Source organism: Bacillus sp. FAU18 (assembly GCF_056033885.1).
This window is the reverse complement of sequence record NZ_JBVYHZ010000004.1, coordinates 2,073,853-2,092,124: the sequence shown is the minus strand read 5'-3', so window position 1 is coordinate 2,092,124 and position 18,272 is coordinate 2,073,853. Positions and strand designations below refer to the sequence as shown.

At 39.9% G+C, this 18,272-nt stretch carries 20 protein-coding genes and 3 pseudogenes; 14 read left to right on the top strand and 9 right to left on the bottom strand.

Annotation, left to right across the window (positions count from 1 at the left end; translation table 11 throughout):
* The first annotated feature begins 30 nt into the window (after nucleotides 1–30).
* The 5 genes and pseudogenes from rpsR to AC0OMU_RS21800 all read left to right on the top strand — a co-directional run bounded on the left by rpsR (nucleotide 31) and on the right by AC0OMU_RS21800 (nucleotide 3,089).
* On the top strand, nucleotides 31–270 hold the full coding sequence (gene rpsR / locus AC0OMU_RS21820) for a 30S ribosomal protein S18 (protein ID WP_003219224.1): 240 nt from the start codon (nucleotides 31–33) through the stop codon (nucleotides 268–270).
* 64 nt (nucleotides 271–334) lie between these two features.
* On the top strand, nucleotides 335–1,093 hold the full coding sequence (xth, locus tag AC0OMU_RS21815; RefSeq protein WP_064671669.1) for an exodeoxyribonuclease III: 759 nt from the start codon (nucleotides 335–337) through the stop codon (nucleotides 1,091–1,093).
* Nucleotides 1,094–1,151: 58 nt separating this feature from the next.
* Nucleotides 1,152–2,083, top strand: a pseudogene (gene ccpB, locus AC0OMU_RS21810) (transcriptional regulator CcpB).
* Between the two features lie 55 nt (nucleotides 2,084–2,138).
* Nucleotides 2,139–2,519, top strand: coding sequence for a VOC family protein (locus AC0OMU_RS21805; RefSeq protein WP_015483980.1), 381 nt, complete (start codon nucleotides 2,139–2,141; stop codon nucleotides 2,517–2,519).
* Between the two features lie 15 nt (nucleotides 2,520–2,534).
* Complete coding sequence (locus AC0OMU_RS21800) at nucleotides 2,535–3,089, top strand: sugar O-acetyltransferase (protein WP_474241563.1); 555 nt, start codon at nucleotides 2,535–2,537, stop codon at nucleotides 3,087–3,089.
* Between the two features lie 33 nt (nucleotides 3,090–3,122).
* Here AC0OMU_RS21800 and AC0OMU_RS21795 read toward each other — a convergent pair whose 3' ends face one another.
* Nucleotides 3,123–4,478, bottom strand: coding sequence for an MFS transporter (locus tag AC0OMU_RS21795; protein WP_181220376.1), 1,356 nt, complete (start codon nucleotides 4,476–4,478; stop codon nucleotides 3,123–3,125).
* A 226-nt stretch (nucleotides 4,479–4,704) separates the two neighbouring features.
* On the opposite strand from AC0OMU_RS21795, the gene AC0OMU_RS21790 reads away from it, so the two are divergent.
* A complete protein-coding gene (locus AC0OMU_RS21790) occupies nucleotides 4,705–5,604 on the top strand; it encodes a lysostaphin resistance A-like protein (protein ID WP_474241562.1) in 900 nt (299 codons plus the stop codon).
* On the opposite strand, the gene AC0OMU_RS21785 is transcribed toward AC0OMU_RS21790, so the two are convergent.
* Together AC0OMU_RS21785 and fabF are read right to left on the bottom strand one after the other, a co-directional pair.
* A complete protein-coding gene (locus AC0OMU_RS21785) occupies nucleotides 5,601–7,670 on the bottom strand; it encodes a thioredoxin domain-containing protein (protein WP_474241560.1) in 2,070 nt (689 codons plus the stop codon). The two genes, AC0OMU_RS21790 and AC0OMU_RS21785, sit on opposite strands and share 4 nt — an antisense overlap.
* 168 nt (nucleotides 7,671–7,838) lie before the next feature.
* Nucleotides 7,839–9,071: a beta-ketoacyl-ACP synthase II gene (gene fabF / locus AC0OMU_RS21780; RefSeq protein ID WP_015483977.1), complete on the bottom strand. Its 1,233-nt coding sequence runs from the start codon at nucleotides 9,069–9,071 to the stop codon at nucleotides 7,839–7,841.
* A gap of 103 nt (nucleotides 9,072–9,174) precedes the next feature.
* Here fabF and AC0OMU_RS21775 point away from each other — a divergent pair, with 103 nt between their 5' ends.
* The 5 genes from AC0OMU_RS21775 (at nucleotide 9,175) to arsC (ending at nucleotide 12,667) form a co-directional block, all read left to right on the top strand.
* Entirely contained in the window at nucleotides 9,175–10,011 is an 837-nt protein-coding gene (locus AC0OMU_RS21775; protein WP_047183513.1) for a helix-turn-helix transcriptional regulator, read from the top strand.
* A 347-nt stretch (nucleotides 10,012–10,358) separates the two neighbouring features.
* Nucleotides 10,359–10,676, top strand: coding sequence for an arsenical resistance operon transcriptional regulator ArsR (arsR, locus tag AC0OMU_RS21770; RefSeq protein WP_015385207.1), 318 nt, complete (start codon nucleotides 10,359–10,361; stop codon nucleotides 10,674–10,676).
* Nucleotides 10,677–10,734: 58 nt separating this feature from the next.
* Nucleotides 10,735–11,175 (top strand): ArsI/CadI family heavy metal resistance metalloenzyme, encoded by a 441-nt coding sequence (locus AC0OMU_RS21765; RefSeq protein WP_309530330.1) that lies wholly within the window; start codon nucleotides 10,735–10,737, stop codon nucleotides 11,173–11,175.
* A gap of 20 nt (nucleotides 11,176–11,195) precedes the next feature.
* Complete coding sequence (gene acr3 / locus AC0OMU_RS21760) at nucleotides 11,196–12,236, top strand: arsenite efflux transporter Acr3 (RefSeq protein ID WP_327845141.1); 1,041 nt, start codon at nucleotides 11,196–11,198, stop codon at nucleotides 12,234–12,236.
* Between the two features lie 11 nt (nucleotides 12,237–12,247).
* Complete coding sequence (gene arsC / locus AC0OMU_RS21755) at nucleotides 12,248–12,667, top strand: arsenate reductase (thioredoxin) (protein ID WP_015483976.1); 420 nt, start codon at nucleotides 12,248–12,250, stop codon at nucleotides 12,665–12,667.
* Between the two features lie 62 nt (nucleotides 12,668–12,729).
* Here arsC and AC0OMU_RS21750 read toward each other — a convergent pair.
* The 3 genes and pseudogenes from AC0OMU_RS21750 to AC0OMU_RS21740 all read right to left on the bottom strand — a co-directional run.
* Nucleotides 12,730–12,909, bottom strand: a pseudogene (locus AC0OMU_RS21750) (DUF255 domain-containing protein); the annotation flags it as partial.
* A 320-nt stretch (nucleotides 12,910–13,229) separates the two neighbouring features.
* Nucleotides 13,230–13,796 carry a dihydrofolate reductase family protein gene (locus AC0OMU_RS21745; RefSeq protein WP_474222408.1) on the bottom strand — a complete coding sequence of 189 codons (567 nt, stop codon included), beginning with the start codon at nucleotides 13,794–13,796 and terminating at the stop codon, nucleotides 13,230–13,232.
* 159 nt (nucleotides 13,797–13,955) lie between these two features.
* Nucleotides 13,956–14,312 carry an MmcQ/YjbR family DNA-binding protein gene (locus AC0OMU_RS21740; protein WP_047183510.1) on the bottom strand — a complete coding sequence of 119 codons (357 nt, stop codon included), beginning with the start codon at nucleotides 14,310–14,312 and terminating at the stop codon, nucleotides 13,956–13,958.
* A 414-nt stretch (nucleotides 14,313–14,726) separates the two neighbouring features.
* On the opposite strand from AC0OMU_RS21740, the gene satA reads away from it, so the two are divergent.
* The gene (gene satA / locus AC0OMU_RS21735) at nucleotides 14,727–15,248 is read left to right on the top strand and encodes a streptothricin N-acetyltransferase SatA (protein WP_474222406.1); all 522 of its coding nucleotides are present in this window, start codon (nucleotides 14,727–14,729) and stop codon (nucleotides 15,246–15,248) included.
* Nucleotides 15,249–15,314: 66 nt separating this feature from the next.
* Here satA and AC0OMU_RS21730 read toward each other — a convergent pair whose 3' ends face one another.
* Both AC0OMU_RS21730 and AC0OMU_RS21725 read right to left on the bottom strand, forming a co-directional pair.
* The gene (locus tag AC0OMU_RS21730) at nucleotides 15,315–15,917 is read right to left on the bottom strand and encodes a YczE/YyaS/YitT family protein (RefSeq protein WP_047183508.1); all 603 of its coding nucleotides are present in this window, start codon (nucleotides 15,915–15,917) and stop codon (nucleotides 15,315–15,317) included.
* Between the two features lies 1 nt (nucleotide 15,918).
* On the bottom strand, nucleotides 15,919–16,359 hold the full coding sequence (locus AC0OMU_RS21725; protein WP_047183507.1) for a GNAT family N-acetyltransferase: 441 nt from the start codon (nucleotides 16,357–16,359) through the stop codon (nucleotides 15,919–15,921).
* 119 nt (nucleotides 16,360–16,478) lie between these two features.
* On the opposite strand from AC0OMU_RS21725, the gene AC0OMU_RS21720 reads away from it, so the two are divergent.
* Nucleotides 16,479–16,931 carry a MarR family transcriptional regulator gene (locus AC0OMU_RS21720; RefSeq protein ID WP_003226875.1) on the top strand — a complete coding sequence of 151 codons (453 nt, stop codon included), beginning with the start codon at nucleotides 16,479–16,481 and terminating at the stop codon, nucleotides 16,929–16,931.
* A 165-nt stretch (nucleotides 16,932–17,096) separates the two neighbouring features.
* Nucleotides 17,097–17,759, top strand: coding sequence for an MBL fold metallo-hydrolase (locus AC0OMU_RS21715; RefSeq protein ID WP_100506048.1), 663 nt, complete (start codon nucleotides 17,097–17,099; stop codon nucleotides 17,757–17,759).
* A 49-nt stretch (nucleotides 17,760–17,808) separates the two neighbouring features.
* Here the strand turns inward: AC0OMU_RS21715 and AC0OMU_RS21710 are convergent.
* Nucleotides 17,809–18,186: pseudogene (locus AC0OMU_RS21710) on the bottom strand (VOC family protein).
* Nucleotides 18,187–18,272: the final 86 nt, after the last annotated feature.

Genomic DNA, 18,272 nt, shown 5'->3' with positions numbered 1-18,272 from the left:
TAAAATGAAAAAGAAAGGAGGGAAATGACAATGGCAGGAGGACGCAGAGGCGGTCGTGCGAAACGCCGTAAAGTGTGTTATTTCACTTCTAACGGTATCACGCACATCGACTACAAAGATGTAGATCTTCTTAAAAAGTTTGTTTCTGAGCGCGGTAAAATTTTACCACGTCGTGTAACTGGAACAAACGCTAAATACCAACGTAAATTGACTGCAGCGATCAAACGCGCACGTCAAATGGCTTTACTTCCATACGTAAGCGGTGAGTAAGCTGATGCGTAAAGAGCAAGGACCTTCGGGTTCTTGCTCTTTTTTATAGGGGGGAGGATGAAACATGAAGTTGATTTCATGGAATGTAAACGGCCTGCGGGCTGTGATGAGAAAAATGGATTTCCTCTCTTATTTGAAAGAAGAGGATGCAGATATTATATGTCTTCAGGAAACGAAGATACAGGACGGCCAGGTTGATCTCCAGCCTGAAGGCTATCATGTGTACTGGAATTATGCAGTGAAAAAAGGATATTCCGGCACAGCTGTTTTTTCTAAGCAAGAACCGCTGCAGGTCATCTACGGTATCGGAGTAGAAGAGCATGACCAAGAAGGCAGAGTGATTACGCTGGAATTTGAAAACGTGTTTGTGATGACTGTTTACACGCCCAATTCCAGAAGGGGATTAGAGCGGATTGATTACCGCATGCAATGGGAAGAGGCTTTATTGTCTTATATTCTTGAATTGGATCAGAAAAAACCAGTGATTTTATGCGGTGATTTGAATGTAGCTCATCAGGAGATTGATTTGAAAAATCCAAAGGCGAACCGGAATAACGCTGGATTTTCAGATCAAGAAAGAGGGGCATTCACTCGTTTCTTAGAAGCTGGCTTTGTTGACTCTTTCCGTCATGTTTATCCTGATCTTGAAGGCGCTTATTCCTGGTGGTCGTATCGTGCCGGCGCCCGGGACAGAAATATCGGATGGCGGATTGATTATTTTGTTGTTTCTGAAAGCCTTAAGGAACAGATTGAAGATGCCAGTATATCAGCGGACGTCATGGGTTCCGACCATTGTCCTGTTGAACTTATCATCAATATATGATGAGATAGCAGTAAGGATTTTACACTTACTGCTTTTTTTATATGAAAAGGAGAAAGAGATGGCAAATATAAAAGAGATCGCAAGACTGGCAAATGTATCTGTTTCGACTGTCTCGCGTGTATTGAATCATCATCCGTATGTATCTGAAGAAAAGAGAAAGCTTGTTCATCAAGTCATGAAGGAATTGGATTATACACCAAATCGCGCAATCGATCTCATTCGCGGGAAAACCCATACAGTCGGTGTGATTCTGCCTTATAGCGATCATCCCTGCTTTGATAAAATCGTTAACGGAATCACCAAGGCGGCTTTTCAGCATGAGTATGCAACGACCCTTCTCCCCACCAATTATAACCCCGATATTGAAATCAAATATTTAGAGCTGTTAAGAACGAAGAAAATAGACGGTCTCATCATTACTCCCGCGCCAATCATTGGGACAGCATTTTAGCTTATCAGGAATATGGGCCGATCATCGCTTGTGAGGATACCGGAGACATTGATGTCCCTTGTGCTTTTAATGACAGAAAAGCTGCTTATGTAGAGAGCTTTCGCTATTTAAAGAGCCGCGGACATGAGAATATTGCTTTTACGTGTGTCAGAGAAGCTGATAGGAGCCCGAGCACGGCTGATAAAGCTGCGGCCTATAAAGCTGTCTGCGGAAGGTTGGAAGACCGCCATATGCTGTCCGGATGCAACGATATGAATGATGGTGAGCTGGCAGCCGAACATTTTTATATGAGCGGGCGGGTTCCGACTGCTATTTATGCAAATAGTGATGAAGTGGCAGCTGGAATTCATCTATTTGCCAAAAAGAATAATTGGGATGTTGAAATCATAGGCGAGGGGAATACTTCTATCAGCCGTGTTCTTGGTTTTCCGTCGCTTGATTTGAACCTTGAGCAGCTCGGCATCGCAGCATTTTCTCTATTTTTGCAGGATGAACCCGCTGATATCAAAATTCAGCATAAATTTAAGAAAAAAGCTTGAACTGAAATGCATTTCATACCTTATAACTTCATTGAAGGCGAAGGAGGAGGAAGAAATGCAGATTGAACATACAGCGGTCTGGGTCAATGATTTAGAGCGAATGAAATCTTTTTATGAAACGTATTTTAATGGCGAAGCGAATGATTTGTATCATAATGAGAAAAAAGATTTTAAGTCTTATTTTATTACGTTTGATTCCGGAGCAAGGCTGGAAATTATGAAAAAAGGGAATGTGACCGATCCGCCCTCACAAACAATGATAGGCTGGGCACATATTGCCTTTTCCGTTGGGAGCCGGGAGAAAGTTGACGAACTGACTAATCGATTGAAGGCGGATGGTTTCGCAGTAGTAAACGGCCCGAGGACAACAGGAGACGGCTACTATGAAAGTGTGATTGAGGATGATGAAGGAAATTTGATCGAGATTACAATCTGACATGGAGTGACTTAAATGCTGAGGACAGAAAAAGAAAAAATGGCAGCCGGAGAATTATACAATTCGGCAGATCAGCAACTATCACTAGAACGCAAACAAGCGAGACAGCTGATTAGACAATATAACGAAACACCGGAAGATGATGCAGTGCGGACGGAGATTTTGAAGGAGCTGCTCGGTTCGGTTGGGGATCAAGTCACGATTTTGCCGACATTTCGCTGTGATTATGGCTATCACATTCATATCGGAGATCATACATTTGTTAATTTTGACTGTGTCATTTTAGATGTGTGTGAGGTGCGTATCGGCCGTCATTGTTTGATTGCGCCAGGTGTACATATCTACACGGCCGGTCATCCTCTTGATCCGATCGAAAGGAAATCCGGGAAGGAGTTCGGTAAGCCTGTGACAATTGGAGATCAAGTTTGGATTGGAGGCCGGGCGGTGATTAACCCGGGAGTGACAATCGGTGATAACGCAGTGATTGCGTCTGGATCTGTTGTCACTAAGGATGTACCCGCTAATAGTGTTGTAGGCGGAAACCCCGCGAGGATTTTGAAGCAATTGTAATGAGATCAGTGCGGCAGATCCGCACTGACTTTTTTAAATCTGTTTCGCATTCGTATTAGGACCGAAGAAGATTAACAGCAAGGAGCATGCGAGCCAGCAGCCCCCAATAAATAAGAAGACGCTGATATAGCCGAGCTGAACGGCAATAAATCCGACAAGCAATGAGCCAAAAATGTTTGAAAAACGGCCAAGACCATAGGCTAAACCGCTGCCAGACGAGCGGTATTCAGTCGGATAAGGTTCAGATGTATAGGCATATAAGTTCGAGGTAAAGACCCGTTCTGTGATATTCACGATAAAACCAAATACAATGATCATGATGGGAATAAAAGTCATACCATATAAGAGCCCGGCGATGGCCGTCAGAAACGCACTCGCAGCTAAAATCCATTTTCTTTGAAATCTTTCAGAAATCATGGAGCCGAGCAGTGCGCCAAGCGGAGCGCCGACGGAATGCAATACGTTATACCACAATGTATTTTCCATGGTGACGCCATTGCTTTTTAGCAGGCTTGGAACCCATGAGGCAAATCCGTAAAATCCAAACGTTTCAAAAATCCATACAGCAGATAATATGATGGTGATTTTGAGGTTTCTGCCTTTCAATAAGCCTGCGTAACCTGCATGCTGCTTAACAGTTTCACTTACTTTAGGCTGGGATGCTGCCGGAAGCGGGCCTTTGTCCTTTTCAACCTGTGCCTCAATTCGGTTGAGGATCGCATCGGCTTTCGCATATTCCCCGCGATTTTCGTGCCAGCGAGGCGACTCTTCCAGCCGTCGAATAAAGAAAAAATAAATAAGGCCGACGGCACCCCATACAAATACTAGCCTCCATCCCCATGAACCAAGAGGAATGACAAAGGCAGACACAATGTTGGTGATCGGAACCCCGATCAATCCAATCATGGCACAAAAAGAAATATATTTTCCACGAACACTTGAAGGGAAAAATTCCGCCAAATAGCTATTCGTAATGACCATGGCGGCTGCAACGCCAAATCCGGTGAGAAAACGGAATGTCATTAAAGATGGAATGTCCCATGCCGCAGCATTGCATAGCGATGCGATTGAGAAAACAAAGACAAATAGATTTAAGGCTTTTTTGCGGCCGATTCGATCGGACAGCCGTCCGCCCAGTGAAGCGCCTAAAAACATGCCTAAAAACGAAGCAGCCGTTACGTTAGCAATAGTTGAAAGCGGGATGCCCCAATGCTCGATCAGTGCCGGCGCTACATTGCTGAGGGTAAATAAATCTGCGAGATCAAAGAAATAAACAATGCCGAGAGCGGTTAACACTTGGAAATGAACGCGTGAAATCGGAAGGCGGTCTAAACGATTCGCTGCGTTTGAGAAAGGATGTGTATTCTTTTGTTTGAAGATCGTATTCATAAAAAACCCCCTTTTGAGTAGTAAGAAAAGACTGAAAATTTCCCTCTTGGGACTATTATAAGTATCTTGGTTCATTGGCAACAGAGTTCAAATCACTAGATGGAAGAACTAAATTCACACTTTATATTTTCATTTTGCTTAAAAGATTTCCAAAACAGTAGATTCATAGACCAATTTATGCAAATATATAGTAATATTCTCATTGAAAGGAAGAGACATAGAAGGAATGAATTCATTTATCCGTCCTATAGAAGGAAACAATACGTTGTGGAGATATTTTTTCGCTTTTTTGGTGATGGTAGGGTTATATGTATTCGGGAATATAGCTTACCTTTTCGCGATACTGTTCACGGTTATTGTGAATCACAATATCACGTTTGATTTGGATGAAGCTGTGCTGAGTGATCCCCTCGTAGATCTTTATTTGTCCCATGTGATTTATTTATTCGCCATTCCGGGAGTTTGGCTGGCTGTGCGCTTTATTTTGAAGCGGCCTTTCCGAACTGTGATTACACCAAATTCAAAGATGAATTGGCGGAGAATTTCCTTTGGTTTTATTGCTTATTTCTTGCTGATGATCGCCGTACAATTGATTGATTTTGTGATTCATCCAGACAATTATTCAATGCAAGCCTTTGATGCATCACGATTTATCTGGCTGCTAGCGGCTGCCCTCATTTTGGTTCCGATTCAGACATCAGCTGAGGAACTGTTTTTCAGGGGATTTTTGCTTCAAGCTTTCGGGAGATTGACGAAAAATCCTCTATTTTTGACACTGATTGTCGGAGGATTGTTTGGCGTATTGCATTTTGCTAATCCAGAAATGAACAACGGTGCTGTCTGGGCAGGAATTGAGTATTTAACATTTGGTTTTGTGTGGACCTATTACACGATTAAAACAGGAAGCATCGAAATATCACTTGGCGCCCATGCCGCGAATAATATGTTTTTGTGTATGTTTATTACAGAAAAAAACAGTGTGTATGGAGGAATTCCTTCTCTCTTTACGGTTACGCGGGGGAACCCGATGTGGGAGGCTTTCTTTACGATAGCGGTCAATCTTGTGTTTGCGGGGATCGCTTTATGGTACCATAAGAAATCAAAAAGTAAGCAGCAAGGGTCTTAATCCCTGCTGCTTATTAACGTGTGGATCGCTTCTTCAATATTTGTTGTCGGCTGCTGGCAGGCGAAGTTTTCACAAATATACACGGTTGTTTTGCCATCTATGATGCGGTAGTCTGCCGCGAATGGCGCAATGTCTTTGCATTGATCAGGATGCTCTGCTACCAGAATGGAGTCGTTAGGCTTAAAGGCTTTTTGGAGCTCTGTTATGATTTGTTTTCTGGCTGGATCGTCTGCGCTGCCAAAAATAACGATTTCTTTCTTAGGCATCAGATGTCTTAACACACTTTGCATAAAGAAAGCATGGCCGCTCGGATACGCGTCGATGTCTGGCTTGAACACGGAAAACATCGTTTCTGCTTTTTCAATTAGTGATAAGTCGCCTGTGACTTGCCCGAGACGCAGCAGCTGAACAGCTGCCACACTGTTTCCGGAAGGCACGGCGCCGTCGTACACTTCTTTTTCCCGTACGATTAAGGCTTCTGCATCGTGTCCGGTGAAGTAGAAGCCGCCATGCTCATCATCCCAAAATAAGCCGATCATATCGTCTGCCAGTTTCTTCGCTTTTTGTAAATAAGATAGATCAAACGAAGCTTCATAGAGATCCAGATAAGCCCATAGGAGAAAAGCGTAATCGTCGATAAAGCCTTTGTTTTTCACTTCGCCATCACGATATCGGACCATCACACGGCCGTCGATGATTAATTTGTTTTCAATAAATGTGATGGCGTCTTTCGCTAGGCTGAGATATTTCGGCTCCTGGTATACCTTTGCCGCTTTCGCAAGACCCGCGATCATCAGCGCGTTCCATGAGGTCAGCACTTTATCATCGATATGCGGATAGGTTCTTTCCTCGCGTATCTTCAAGAGCTGCTGTCTTGCGTCTTCGAGTTTGAGACTGAGCTCTTTTTCGGTTAACCCGGCATCCTCTTTGATTTGTTCCCACTTTGTGTGAATGAGGTTAGGAATATTTTTGCCTTCAAAGTTTCCTTCTTCAGTGATGTCATACACTTGGCAATACAGCGTTCCGAGATCGTCCCCGAGCGTTTTCAGAATCTCTTCCTTTGACCACACGTAGTACTTTCCTTCTTCTCCTTCTGTATCCGCGTCTAAAGCAGAGAAAAAGCTTCCGTCTTCATGAGTCATTTCCCTCTGAATGAACGTAATGATCTGCTCACAAATCTCTTTATAGCGGCTGTTTTGCGTGACCTGATAGGCTTCTATATAAGCAGTCAGCAGCAGCGCATTGTCGTACAGCATTTTTTCAAAGTGGGGAACGAGCCACTCGTCATCGGTCGAATAGCGGGCGAACCCATAGCAGATATGATCGTAAATGCCGCCATTCGCCATGCTGTCCAGCGTTTTCGTCACGTTGTATAAAGCGTTCTCCTGCCCCGTATTGTGATGATAACGAAGCAAATACATCAGCATATGGGGCATCGGAAATTTCGGTGCCTGCCCGAAACCGCCGTAGATCGTATCAAACCCGCTGGCAAGCTGCTGGAATGTCCGGTGAATCGCTGACTCGCTAAGGCCTTCGCCTGATTTGGCGGCTGTTTTGGTCTGCAAATGTTTAGCGGCGTTCTCCGCAATATCCTCGACATGCTCGCGGTCGTTCGCAAACGTCTCAGACAGATGCTCAAGCACATCAACAAAACCGGGACGATTGAATTTGCTCGTCTTTGGAAAATATGTACCCGCGTAAAACGGCTTTTGATCAGGCGTGATAAACACATTCAGCGGCCAGCCGCCCTGCCCGGTCATCAGCTGGCAGATTCTCATATAAACAGAATCCACATCCGGCCGCTCTTCCCGGTCGACTTTAATCGCTACAAACCGTTCATTGAGAAGACGTGCGATTTCTTCGTCTTCAAAGCTTTCGTGGGCCATAACATGGCACCAATGGCAAGTCGAATAACCGATGCTGACCAGAACCGGCTTGTTTTCGCGTTTTGCTTTTTCGAAGGCTTCTTCTCCCCACGGGAACCAGTCCACAGGGTTGTGGGCGTGTTGGAGTAAATATGGGGACTTCTCAGCGATTAATCTATTGGGTTTATTGTTAGTGGGCATGGGATCACCTTCTTTCTATGTTTTTTTAAGTATTCTCTTTCCTCTATTTAATATACCAGAAGTTAAGGCTCGTCATCATTTGTCTGTGAGGTATTCCATAATGAAAACCAAGGGCTATAAACCCTTGATAGATCCATTATTTCACCTTTGAACTATAAAGATGGGTCTTCAATCGTAATTCTTTAACAAGATTGCTGAATTATGTCCGCCGAAACCAAAAGAATTTGAAAGCCCATATTTCAATGGAAGGTGTCTCGCTTCTGATACAACATCTAAGTTGCAATCTGGATCTTGCTTCTCTACATTAATAGTTGGCGGAATCATTCCTCGTCTCAAACTTTCCACTAAAGCAATTGCTTCTACTCCGCCAGCAGCACCAAGCATGTGCCCAGTCATTGACTTGTTTGCAGTTGTTGGAATTTCACGTGAATGTTCACCAAATAATTTCTTAATAGCTAGAACTTCTGAACGATCACCTACTTGTGTACTGGTTGCATGAGCACTAATAACATCAATTTCACCTGTTGATATATTTGCACTTCTCAATGCTTTTTTCATGGCTAAGTAGGCACCCTTACCTTCTGGGTGTGATGCTACCATATGATGAGCATCTGAACTAGCTCCGTACCCCACTACTTCACATAATATCGGCGCATCTCTAAGAATAGCGTTTTCTAATGATTCTAATACTAAGATACCTGCGCCTTCACTCATAACAAAGCCATCTCTATCTGTATCGAATGGACGGCTGGCTCGACTTGGCTCTTGGTTTCTTGTAGATAATGCATGGGCGTTTCCAAAACTAGCCAAAGATAACTGTGTGATTGCAGCTTCTGCTCCACCGGCAAATATAATATCTGCTTCATCATTTCGGATAGCATTAAAAGCTTCACCAATAGAGGTGTTCCCGATTGAACAGGCTGTGACTGGTGATAATGATGGTCCTTGTGCTCCTAATTTTATGCTTATTTGAGCTGCAGCTGCATTTGAAATCATCATTGGCACAAGGCTAGGGCTTACTCTCGCGGGACCTCGTTTATTTAATACATTCACATTATCAACAAGCGATTGTATGCCTCCGATTCCTGAACCAACATATACCCCTAAACGTTCAAGATCAACATTATCTAACTGTAATTGTGAATGTTCTAATGCTTGTTCGGCTGCTGCTAAGGCAAACTGACTAAAACGATCTAATCGTTTTGCTTCTTTTCTCCCCAATATTTCATCTGCATCGAAATCACGAACGATTCCAGCTATCTTTGTTTTATAATCAGCAGTATCAAAAGAATCAATTAGAGATATTCCCGAGTGTCCTTTAACTAGTTGATTCCAAAAGCTATTCACATCATTTCCTAGAGGAGAAATAACTCCCATTCCAGTAATGACAACTCTTTTCATGATAATTCCCTCCTTGTTTTTATTAACTTTAGCTATTGTGTTATCCTATTACAAGTTGTTGTTTATCCTAGTATAATTAATACTATTTTAAAGGGAGATCTTAATGAAACCTGAAACAAGACTTCAAGCTTTATCGGAATTTTTAAAGAACCAACGTTCGAAAATTACTCCCCAAATGGTTGGTTTACCTGTAGGAACCCGCAGAAGAACACCAGGACTAAGAAGAGAAGAAGTGGCTCAACTAGCCGGTGTAAGTCTTACTTGGTATACATGGTTAGAACAAGGAAGAGATATAAAAGTATCTACTTCGGTATTAGATGCTATTTCTCGAGCATTACAATTAAATAACGATGAAAGGAGATATTTGTATGCTCTAGCGTTAGAGGAAGGGGTGAAACAACCCTTTATAAATGAGAAAGAGAAGGAAATCAGTCCGGCTTTAGTAAAAATTTTGCAGGAACTTCGTTATTGCCCAACGATTATATCAGATAGAAGAAGTCAGATTGTTGGGTGGAATCAAGCAGCAGCTAATGTATTTTTGGATTTTGAACAAATCAATCCGGCAGAAAGGAATATAATACGCTTACTATTCGCAAGAAAGGAATTTAAAAGTTTAGCAGTGAATTGGGAGCATTTTGTTAGAGGATATATCGCAATATTTAGAACGTATTATGGACAGTATGTGGCTGATGACTGGTATGAGCAATTTATACAAGAAATGGAACAGGCATATCCTGAGTTCCGTAAAATTTGGAATGAAAATGAGATTAGCTCTGCTCCTGAAGTATTAATTGAGTTTCGTCATGCTAAGGCAGGTAAAATGTTGTTTAATCTGACTTCATTACAAGTGCATGGGGATACTGATTTAAGATGCAGCGTCTATACTCCAGTTGAGAATACTGAAACTGAGCTTAAGTTAAAACGGTTAATTGAAGGCTAGCTATCGTTTGGAGAGTAGAAGTTATTCAAGTAATACTTCCTTTACTTTGTTTAGACTGTAAATAAAAAAACAACTAGTATATAGTTCCCATTCGTTTATTGTATTTGGATGAAGTTGTTGTGTGCATCTAATATTTGAAAGATCCTATGCCACCAAAAACAAGTTATAACCCTGTTGTAGTAGTGATGGAGAAAATATTAAAAATAGAAAACCTCTATCTGGTTACACAAGCTTTTAGTGGGTTTTATAATTAATCAAAAAAAAATCGATTTATTTGCTTGCATTTATTTTAAAATCATGAGTATTATAAATACATCAAAAAAAATTGATTAAAGAAGGCGATATGAATGGTTGAGACGAAATCAGAACTACTTCAGAAATATGAACAAAAATTTAAGGCTCTTGCTGATCAGAAACGATTAGAGATCATGTATGAACTTTGTCAAAGGGGAAAAACCTGTGTTTGTGATCTGACTGAGATTTTTGAGGTGACACAATCTAAACTTTCTTATCATCTTAAAATTTTATTAGATGCCAACTTAATAACGAAAGAGACAAAGGGAACATGGAGCTATTATGATTTAAATGATGAGGAAGTAAATAGTTTATTATCAGAAGAGCTTTGTTGTGTATTTAGAAAAAAAGGTGAAGGAGATTGCTGCTAAAAAATTTTTAGTCATTAAATCAAATTTTTTTGATTAATATATAAGAGGGGGAATTAAAATGAAATACGTTCATGTAGGGGTAAATGTTGTCAGTTTGGAGAAATCGATCAATTTTTATGAAAAAGTTTTTGGAGTAAAGGCTGTAAAAGTAAAAACAGACTATGCAAAGTTTTTATTAGAGACTCCTGGACTGAACTTCACTTTAAATGTCGTAGATGAGGTGAAGGGAAATCAAGTGAATCATTTTGGATTCCAAGTAGATAGTTTGGAAGAAGTTTTGAAACACAAGGAAAGGCTTGAAAAAGAAGGTTTTTTTGCACGTGAAGAAATGGATACGACTTGTTGTTATGCAGTCCAAGATAAATTTTGGATTACTGATCCAGATGGAAACGAGTGGGAGTTTTTCTATACCAAATCGAACAGCGAGATTCAAAAACAAGATTCCTCCTCTTGTTGTGTAACACCTCCAAGCGATAGTAAAACGAACTCTTGCTGTTAATAAAAAGGTGAGGATAAGTAATGAAACGTTTATCATTTTTAGACCGTTATTTAACCATCTGGATTTTTCTTGCGATGGCATTGGGGATAGGATTAGGTTTTATATTTCCGGGCTTTGTTGACGGATTAAACAAATTACAAGTTGGAACTACATCTATCCCTTTAGCAATTGGATTAATATTAATGATGTATCCTCCACTAGCAAAGGTTCGCTATGAAGAAATCGGCCGGGTATTTAAAGATATTAAAGTATTAATTTTGTCTTTAGTGCAAAACTGGATCATTGGTCCGACTCTCATGTTTATTTTGGCTATCATCTTTTTGCCAGATAAACCGGAGTATATGATTGGACTTATTATGATTGGATTGGCTCGCTGTATTGCGATGGTTATTGTGTGGAATGACTTATCAAAAGGTGATACAGAATACGCGGCAGGATTAGTTGCTTTCAACTCAATTTTCCAAATGCTTTTTTTCTCAGTTTATGCTTACATTTTTGTAACAGTTATTCCGCAATGGTTAGGGATGGAAGGAGCAGTAGTGAATATTACGATGGCAGAAGTCGCAAAATCAGTATTCATTTACCTTGGAGTTCCTTTTATTGCAGGAATGGTGACACGTTATATTTTTGTAAAAGTGAAGGGGAAAGAATGGTATGAAAAAGTGTTCATTCCTAAAATTAGTCCAATTACGTTAATTGCTTTGCTATTTACAATTATCATCATGTTTTCCTTAAAAGGTGATGTAATTGTTAGCTTGCCGTTAGATGTTGTTCGAGTTGCGATTCCATTATTGATTTACTTTGTTTTAATGTTCTTTGTTTCCTTCTTTTTAGGAAAGAAAATCGGGGCAAACTACGCTGTAACCACTACTTTAGCTTTTACAGCAGGAAGCAATAACTTTGAATTAGCGATTGCTGTAGCTGTTGGTGTGTTTGGAATTCATTCGGGTGCAGCATTTGCCGCCGTAATTGGTCCGCTTGTAGAAGTGCCGGTCATGATAGCACTTGTTAAGGTTGCTTTATGGTTTCAACGAAAATACTTTCGAAGTCACTCGATGTAGAGGTGGAATATATGGAGAATAAAATTATTTACTTTTTATGTACAGGGAACTCTTGCCGAAGCCAAATGGCTGAAGGATGGGCTAAACAATATTTAGGTGATGAGTGGAAAGTATATAGCGCGGGGATAGAGGCACATGGATTAAATCCGAATGCTGTTAAAGCGATGAAAGAAGTTGGTATAGATATCTCTAATCAAACGTCAGATATCATCGACTCTGATATTCTGAACAATGCTGATTTAGTTGTTACGCTTTGTGGTGATGCTGCTGATAAATGCCCGATCACGCCTCCACATGTAAAACGTGAGCATTGGGGGTTTGATGATCCAGCAAAAGCACAAGGGACAGAAGAAGAAAAATGGGCGTTTTTCCAAAGGGTTCGTGATGAAATAGGGGATAGGTTGAAGGAATTTGCAGAAACAGGGAAATAAACTCTTTTGTTAAAGGATGCATATTTATATGTGTCCTTTTTTTATTAATGTGTAGCTATACGAACTTGGCACCAATGGCAAGTCGAATAACCGATGCTGACCAGAACCGGCTTGTTTTCGCGTTTTGCTTTTTCGAAGGCTTCTTCTCCCCACGGGAACCAGTCCACAGGGTTGTGAGCATGTTGAAGGAGATATGGTGACTTCTCAGCGATTAATCTATTGGGTTTACTGTTAGTGGGCATGGATCACCTTCTTTCATTTGTTTTAATTACATTTAGGTACCACAATAATTATAAATAAATACAAAGCTTAGCCGATTTACTTAAAAGAGGGAGAAGGAAAATAATATAATGTTTAATTATGTTAATGAAGGAAGACACCGTCCTTTTCAGTTTTCTTTTATTACAGGAGAATGGATATTTTTTTTTAGCTCTGTTAAATTTGATGTTGATAATTCCATAGTATTAAGGGGAACCCATTATTTATGGATTCCCCTTTAGTTCATAAGAAAAATTACTGTCGAGTGTTACCTAACAATATATACTTTGGACTGAAAGATTTTTTAGCCATTCCAATGATAAACGATTTGCACAACGCCAGAGGAAAATGTTCTTGTATTCAGCATTTTTAAATTTAACCTCTGTTTTAAATCAATAAACAACGGTTTTCCTTCTCCCAAAACAACAGGGTGAATAGATAATCTAAATTCATCAACAAGCCCCAAATTTATAAAAGTTGTTATGAGACTCGCTCCACCATATAGCCAGATGTCTTTACCAGGCTTTTTCTTTAATTTATTTACTTCTTCAAGAATATTATCATTTATAAATATTGCTTGATTATCAATCTCATGTTGTGTTCTGGAAAAAACATATTTCTTTTTACTATGAATTAATTTCCAAATTTCCTTTTCCGTATCAGGGTCTTCTTTTATGGGGATATACTGTCCCCATAAATCGTAGCTTTTTCTACCATATAAAATAGTATCAATTTGATTTAAGAAATCAGTAAACCCCATATCAGGGTCCATAATACACCAATCAACTTCTCCATTTTTCCCTTCAATAAAACCATCTAGAGTAACTGCTAAATCTAAAATGATTCTTCTTTGTTTTAAGTTATTTGTCATAACTATTCATCCTTTTACATAAGAAGTTGGTAGAAATTCTTCTTCCACTCATACACGAGATGGATTAAGTTGCGTTTGTGGACAGAGTGAAGAACAATATCCTAAAATGAAAGTGCCCACTACTCTTTGCAGCTCGATTAGCAGGAACACTCTTTATCTTCACTTGGTTAAATGAAAGCTCTGTTCGATTAAGTTATAGATTTCGCTTTCTGGATCTGTCCGTTCTAAAACAATTGAAATCCAATGTTCCTTATCCATATGATATCCGGGTAAGATATTTTCCCCATTTCTTAAGCCATCACTTATGTCAGGGGGGCATTTTAAATTCAGAATATCTATTTCGCCATGTCCTTCCAGGCCTAATTTTTCTGGGAGAACATTCATGATAAGACCGTACCATTTTTTGTTTGATGTATGTCTCAAAGAAGCATAGTTTGGGTATTTCCCCCACGGATAATCAGGCGATGTACCGTATTTTTTTTTGACGTGTTTAAAGATATCTTCTCTTGTCAACATACTCAACCACTCCTTTATTCACTCTAATTTCTTCTAGGAAAAACCAAAGAGCGATCCTTGGTTGTCCTTTGGATACTTCAATAGAGATGTCACCAATGGCAGAAGCTGTGTCAAAGCTCCCTCTCTCCATGGGTACTATTCAACAGGGTTGTGGGCGAGTTGAATGAAGGATGATATTTCTCATTGAGTTTACTGTTAGTGGGCATGGGATCATCTTCTTTGCTCTTGTTTCTATTCTTTTTTACTGTACCACAATCCTTTGATGAAATACTTCATTACGATAGTGAAATTTATATATAAGGTAATGGATGTCTTATCTATTGCTGTTCTCTTAAAGAGTGCACTTTTGGAAGCTGTTATTGAATAGTATCGAAACGAGTTTACTAAATATTATCTCGATTGGCGGAGATTGATTTGATCATTAAAATGACTCAATTGAATATGAAAGATTTCAATAAACCAAACGAACCTTTCGTTGTTTTAGGGAGAATGATACCTGCTTTTGAAGACGGTGTTTGGACATATACTGTGGAACGATTTTCTAAACCTTATTTTAAACAATATGAAGATGATGAAATGGATGTTAGTTATATGGAAGATGAAGGGAAAGTTGTTTTTTTATATTATGGTGAAAGCAACTGCATCGGCCGGATTAAGATTCGTTCTAACTGGAATGGGTATGCACTAATAGAGGACATTGCTGTTGCAAAAGACTATAGAAAGAAAGGTGTTGGAACAGCATTATTACATAAAGCGATTGAGTGGGCAAAGGAGAATCGCTTTTGTGGTCTTATGCTTGAAACACAAGATATTAATGTCTCAGCTTGTCGTTTTTATGCCAAACATCACTTTATAATAGGTGCGGTTGATACGATGCTTTATTCCAACCTTCCAACAGCAAATGAAATTGCGATTTTTTGGTACTATAAATTTTAATTTATCATAAAATTATCGAACGAAACGAAGCTTGTTTTGCGTTTTGTTTTTCAAAGAAGAGGTTTTTTAACCCCTTCTTTTCTTTGATAAGAAGTGTCTTTCCACAATAGGCATAAAAACGTGGAGGATCATTCCTCCCAAACAGACGGTTAATAGGGTTCCGATGCCGATAGGGCCTTTAAAGATGATGGCTAATACTAAGAAAAGAGCGTATACCAATGTTCTTGAAAACAAGATTGTTCTTTTGGAGAGATCTCGGATAATAAGTGTTAAATGATCGATGGGTGTTGATGCGAATTTCGTCTGAAGATAGATGGCTGTTCCAAGACCGATGAGCACCAAACCAATTCCGAAACAAATCAGTTTGCTTAACAACGCGTTTAGATAGATGGTGTTTTTTACAACAAACAACCATAGGTCAATGCCTATTCCAGTAATGAATGCTGTAATCAAGCCTAGCAAAAGAGGTTTTTTTCTCGTTAATATAGCGTTGCAGATTAAGAGGATCACAGAAATAAGGACCTCCCAGCTTCCTACGGTAAGTCCGACTTCTTTTGACAGACCAACCAAAAGGGCATCGAAGGGTGATGTGCCCAGTTCTGATTGTATGGTTAAGGAAATGCCCAAACTTAATATGAGTATGCCTAATCCGTAAAAAATATATTTCATGTTAAATCCGCGATATTTCTTTTGTCATCAGGACGTGAGGGATGCCGTCTTCCATAAATTCCTGTGAAGAAATCTGGTAGCCCAGTTTTTTATAAAAGCCTGTTGCTTGTGTTTGACCATGCAGCTTACATGCAGTCAGTCCTTTTTCTTTTATGATTTCTTCTAACCCGTTTACGATGACTTTCCCCAATCCGTACTTACGGTAAGGTTTTAGGATGCAGATTCTTTCCAGCTTTGCTGTATGGTCAACGATGCGCACACGGCCCGTGCCGACAGGCTGATTCTCATAATATACCAAGACATGCTGGCATTGTTCCTGGAGCGTATCAAATTCATCGAACTCTTCGGATTCAGATACATGTTGCTCCTCAATGAAAACCGTCTTTCTAATATTCAAAGCTTCATGTAAATCAGCTTCAGTTGTTATTCTTTTTATATTCATTATGAATCAATCCTTTTCTGATATTAGTCTGGACTGTACAGCATGCATGTGGTCTTATAATAGTAAGGGTAAAACATTTTTGTTGTAATTGCAACAAAAATATGTGAGGGGTTTTAGGAATGAATGATATTTTGCGTGAGATCGGCATGATAGCAAGAGCGTTGGATTCCATAAGCAACATCGAATTTAAAGATTTGGACTTAACAAGAGGGCAGTATCTCTATCTCGTACGTATATACGAAAATCCGGGAATTATTCAAGAAAAATTGGCGGAAATGATAAAAGTGGACCGGACAACGGCCGCGCGGGCCATTAAGAAGCTGGAAATGCAGGGATTTATTCAAAAACTGCCGGATGAGCAAAATAAAAAAATAAAAAAACTGTTCCCGACTGAGAAAGGAAAAAAGGTATATCCATTGTTAAGAAGAGAAGGAGAACATTCCACGGAAGTGGCCTTGTCCGGTTTTACTTCAGAGGAAAAGGAAACCATTTCTGCACTCCTTCATAGAGTGAGGAAGAATATAGAACGTGATTGGGAATATGTCAAGAAGGGGAACAAAAGGGATTATTAATGGACAATGTTAACAAGTCGAGCTGATGCTGGCGAAAATCGGCGTCTCCTCCTCAAGAATACCAGTCTGCTGGAGTGTGGGGCCATTTTCAAGATAATCTGCCTGGTCCGTTCACTTCTGTTTTCTTTAAAAACTATCAAAAAATCTCCAAAGGGAGTGGTTTTGATGAACTTGAGACAGCTATCAGAACATGTCTTTCAATGTGAATTTGAGCTTGATGTGCCTCTTCGTATCCCGGTTCATACTTGGTTTATCAAAGATGGTGATGATATTTATATTGTTGATACGGGAATAGAACGTTTTGCTGATGCTCAAATTAGGGCAGCACTCGCGATCGGCGATCCAAAAGCCATCTTGCTTACTCATGGCCACAGTGATCATATCGGAGGTGCATCAAAATGGTTAGAGAGATTTGATATTCCGATTTTTGCGCACCAGAAAGAACTAAAGTACATCAATGGGGAAGAGCCATATCCGAACAAAAATGAAGTGGAGAACACAGGGGTAGCCCATGTTGTCCAGCCGCTGACGGAGCAAACGCTTGCTCACCTGCCTCTGAAATACTATTTAACACCTGGCCATTCTCCGGGTCATGTCGTGTATTATCATAAAATCGATCGTACTCTTTTAACGGGTGACCTTTTTATCACAAGTAAGGAGGATTTACACCCACCTATAAGAAGATTCAGTGTTGATATAAATGAGAATATTGATAGCGGCTCAATCATAGATCAAATCAAACCAACGCTCATTTGCTCTTCACATGGCGAAGAAATTCTTTATAACGAAGAATTGTATAAAAACTATGTGGTAAGGTATAGGGATTAATGGAAGTAAGAAAAAACATACCAAATGAATTGGTATCTTTAGAGGGGATTTAAATATACTCCGAAATCTCAATGAGGTTCTGATCGGGGTCTCTTATATAAACAGATAGAATCGGGCCGAGTGCACCGGTTCTTTTTATTGGGCCTTCCTCGACATTGACGTTTGTTTTCTTGAGATGCTCCATCACTTTATTGATGGGTTCATCCGTGATCATACATAAATCGACAGATCCCGGGAGCGGGTGCTTGGCTTTAGGTTAGAATTCATGACCGGCCTCATGCAAGTTGATTTTTTGATTGCCAAAACACAAGACTTTTCTGCCTGCGCCAAATGTTTCTTCTTCCATTCCCAAAACAGATGTATAAAAGTCGATCGTTTCTTGAAGGTTTTGTACAGTCAACACCAGATGATCAATTCGTTTGATCAAGATGAATTCCCTCCTTTTAGGGTAATCGAAATAACGAAAATCATCACAATCACTAGATGACCTGCTTTATAAGATAGATTTACAGG

What these genes read in the sequence shown, in the direction of transcription:
- rpsR (WP_003219224.1), top strand. Translation starts at nt 31, where the DNA reads ATGGCAGGAGGACGCAGAGGCGGTCGTGCGAAACGCCGTAAAGTGTGT.
- xth (WP_064671669.1), top strand. Translation starts at nt 335, where the DNA reads ATGAAGTTGATTTCATGGAATGTAAACGGCCTGCGGGCTGTGATGAGA.
- AC0OMU_RS21805 (WP_015483980.1), top strand. Translation starts at nt 2,139, where the DNA reads ATGCAGATTGAACATACAGCGGTCTGGGTCAATGATTTAGAGCGAATG.
- AC0OMU_RS21800 (WP_474241563.1), top strand. Translation starts at nt 2,535, where the DNA reads ATGCTGAGGACAGAAAAAGAAAAAATGGCAGCCGGAGAATTATACAAT.
- AC0OMU_RS21795 (WP_181220376.1), bottom strand. Translation starts at nt 4,478, where the DNA reads ATGAATACGATCTTCAAACAAAAGAATACACATCCTTTCTCAAACGCA.
- AC0OMU_RS21790 (WP_474241562.1), top strand. Translation starts at nt 4,705, where the DNA reads ATGAATTCATTTATCCGTCCTATAGAAGGAAACAATACGTTGTGGAGA.
- AC0OMU_RS21785 (WP_474241560.1), bottom strand. Translation starts at nt 7,670, where the DNA reads ATGCCCACTAACAATAAACCCAATAGATTAATCGCTGAGAAGTCCCCA.
- fabF (WP_015483977.1), bottom strand. Translation starts at nt 9,071, where the DNA reads ATGAAAAGAGTTGTCATTACTGGAATGGGAGTTATTTCTCCTCTAGGA.
- AC0OMU_RS21775 (WP_047183513.1), top strand. Translation starts at nt 9,175, where the DNA reads ATGAAACCTGAAACAAGACTTCAAGCTTTATCGGAATTTTTAAAGAAC.
- arsR (WP_015385207.1), top strand. Translation starts at nt 10,359, where the DNA reads ATGGTTGAGACGAAATCAGAACTACTTCAGAAATATGAACAAAAATTT.
- AC0OMU_RS21765 (WP_309530330.1), top strand. Translation starts at nt 10,735, where the DNA reads ATGAAATACGTTCATGTAGGGGTAAATGTTGTCAGTTTGGAGAAATCG.
- acr3 (WP_327845141.1), top strand. Translation starts at nt 11,196, where the DNA reads ATGAAACGTTTATCATTTTTAGACCGTTATTTAACCATCTGGATTTTT.
- arsC (WP_015483976.1), top strand. Translation starts at nt 12,248, where the DNA reads ATGGAGAATAAAATTATTTACTTTTTATGTACAGGGAACTCTTGCCGA.
- AC0OMU_RS21745 (WP_474222408.1), bottom strand. Translation starts at nt 13,796, where the DNA reads ATGACAAATAACTTAAAACAAAGAAGAATCATTTTAGATTTAGCAGTT.
- AC0OMU_RS21740 (WP_047183510.1), bottom strand. Translation starts at nt 14,312, where the DNA reads ATGTTGACAAGAGAAGATATCTTTAAACACGTCAAAAAAAAATACGGT.
- AC0OMU_RS21730 (WP_047183508.1), bottom strand. Translation starts at nt 15,917, where the DNA reads ATGAAATATATTTTTTACGGATTAGGCATACTCATATTAAGTTTGGGC.
- AC0OMU_RS21725 (WP_047183507.1), bottom strand. Translation starts at nt 16,359, where the DNA reads ATGAATATAAAAAGAATAACAACTGAAGCTGATTTACATGAAGCTTTG.
- AC0OMU_RS21720 (WP_003226875.1), top strand. Translation starts at nt 16,479, where the DNA reads ATGAATGATATTTTGCGTGAGATCGGCATGATAGCAAGAGCGTTGGAT.
- AC0OMU_RS21715 (WP_100506048.1), top strand. Translation starts at nt 17,097, where the DNA reads ATGAACTTGAGACAGCTATCAGAACATGTCTTTCAATGTGAATTTGAG.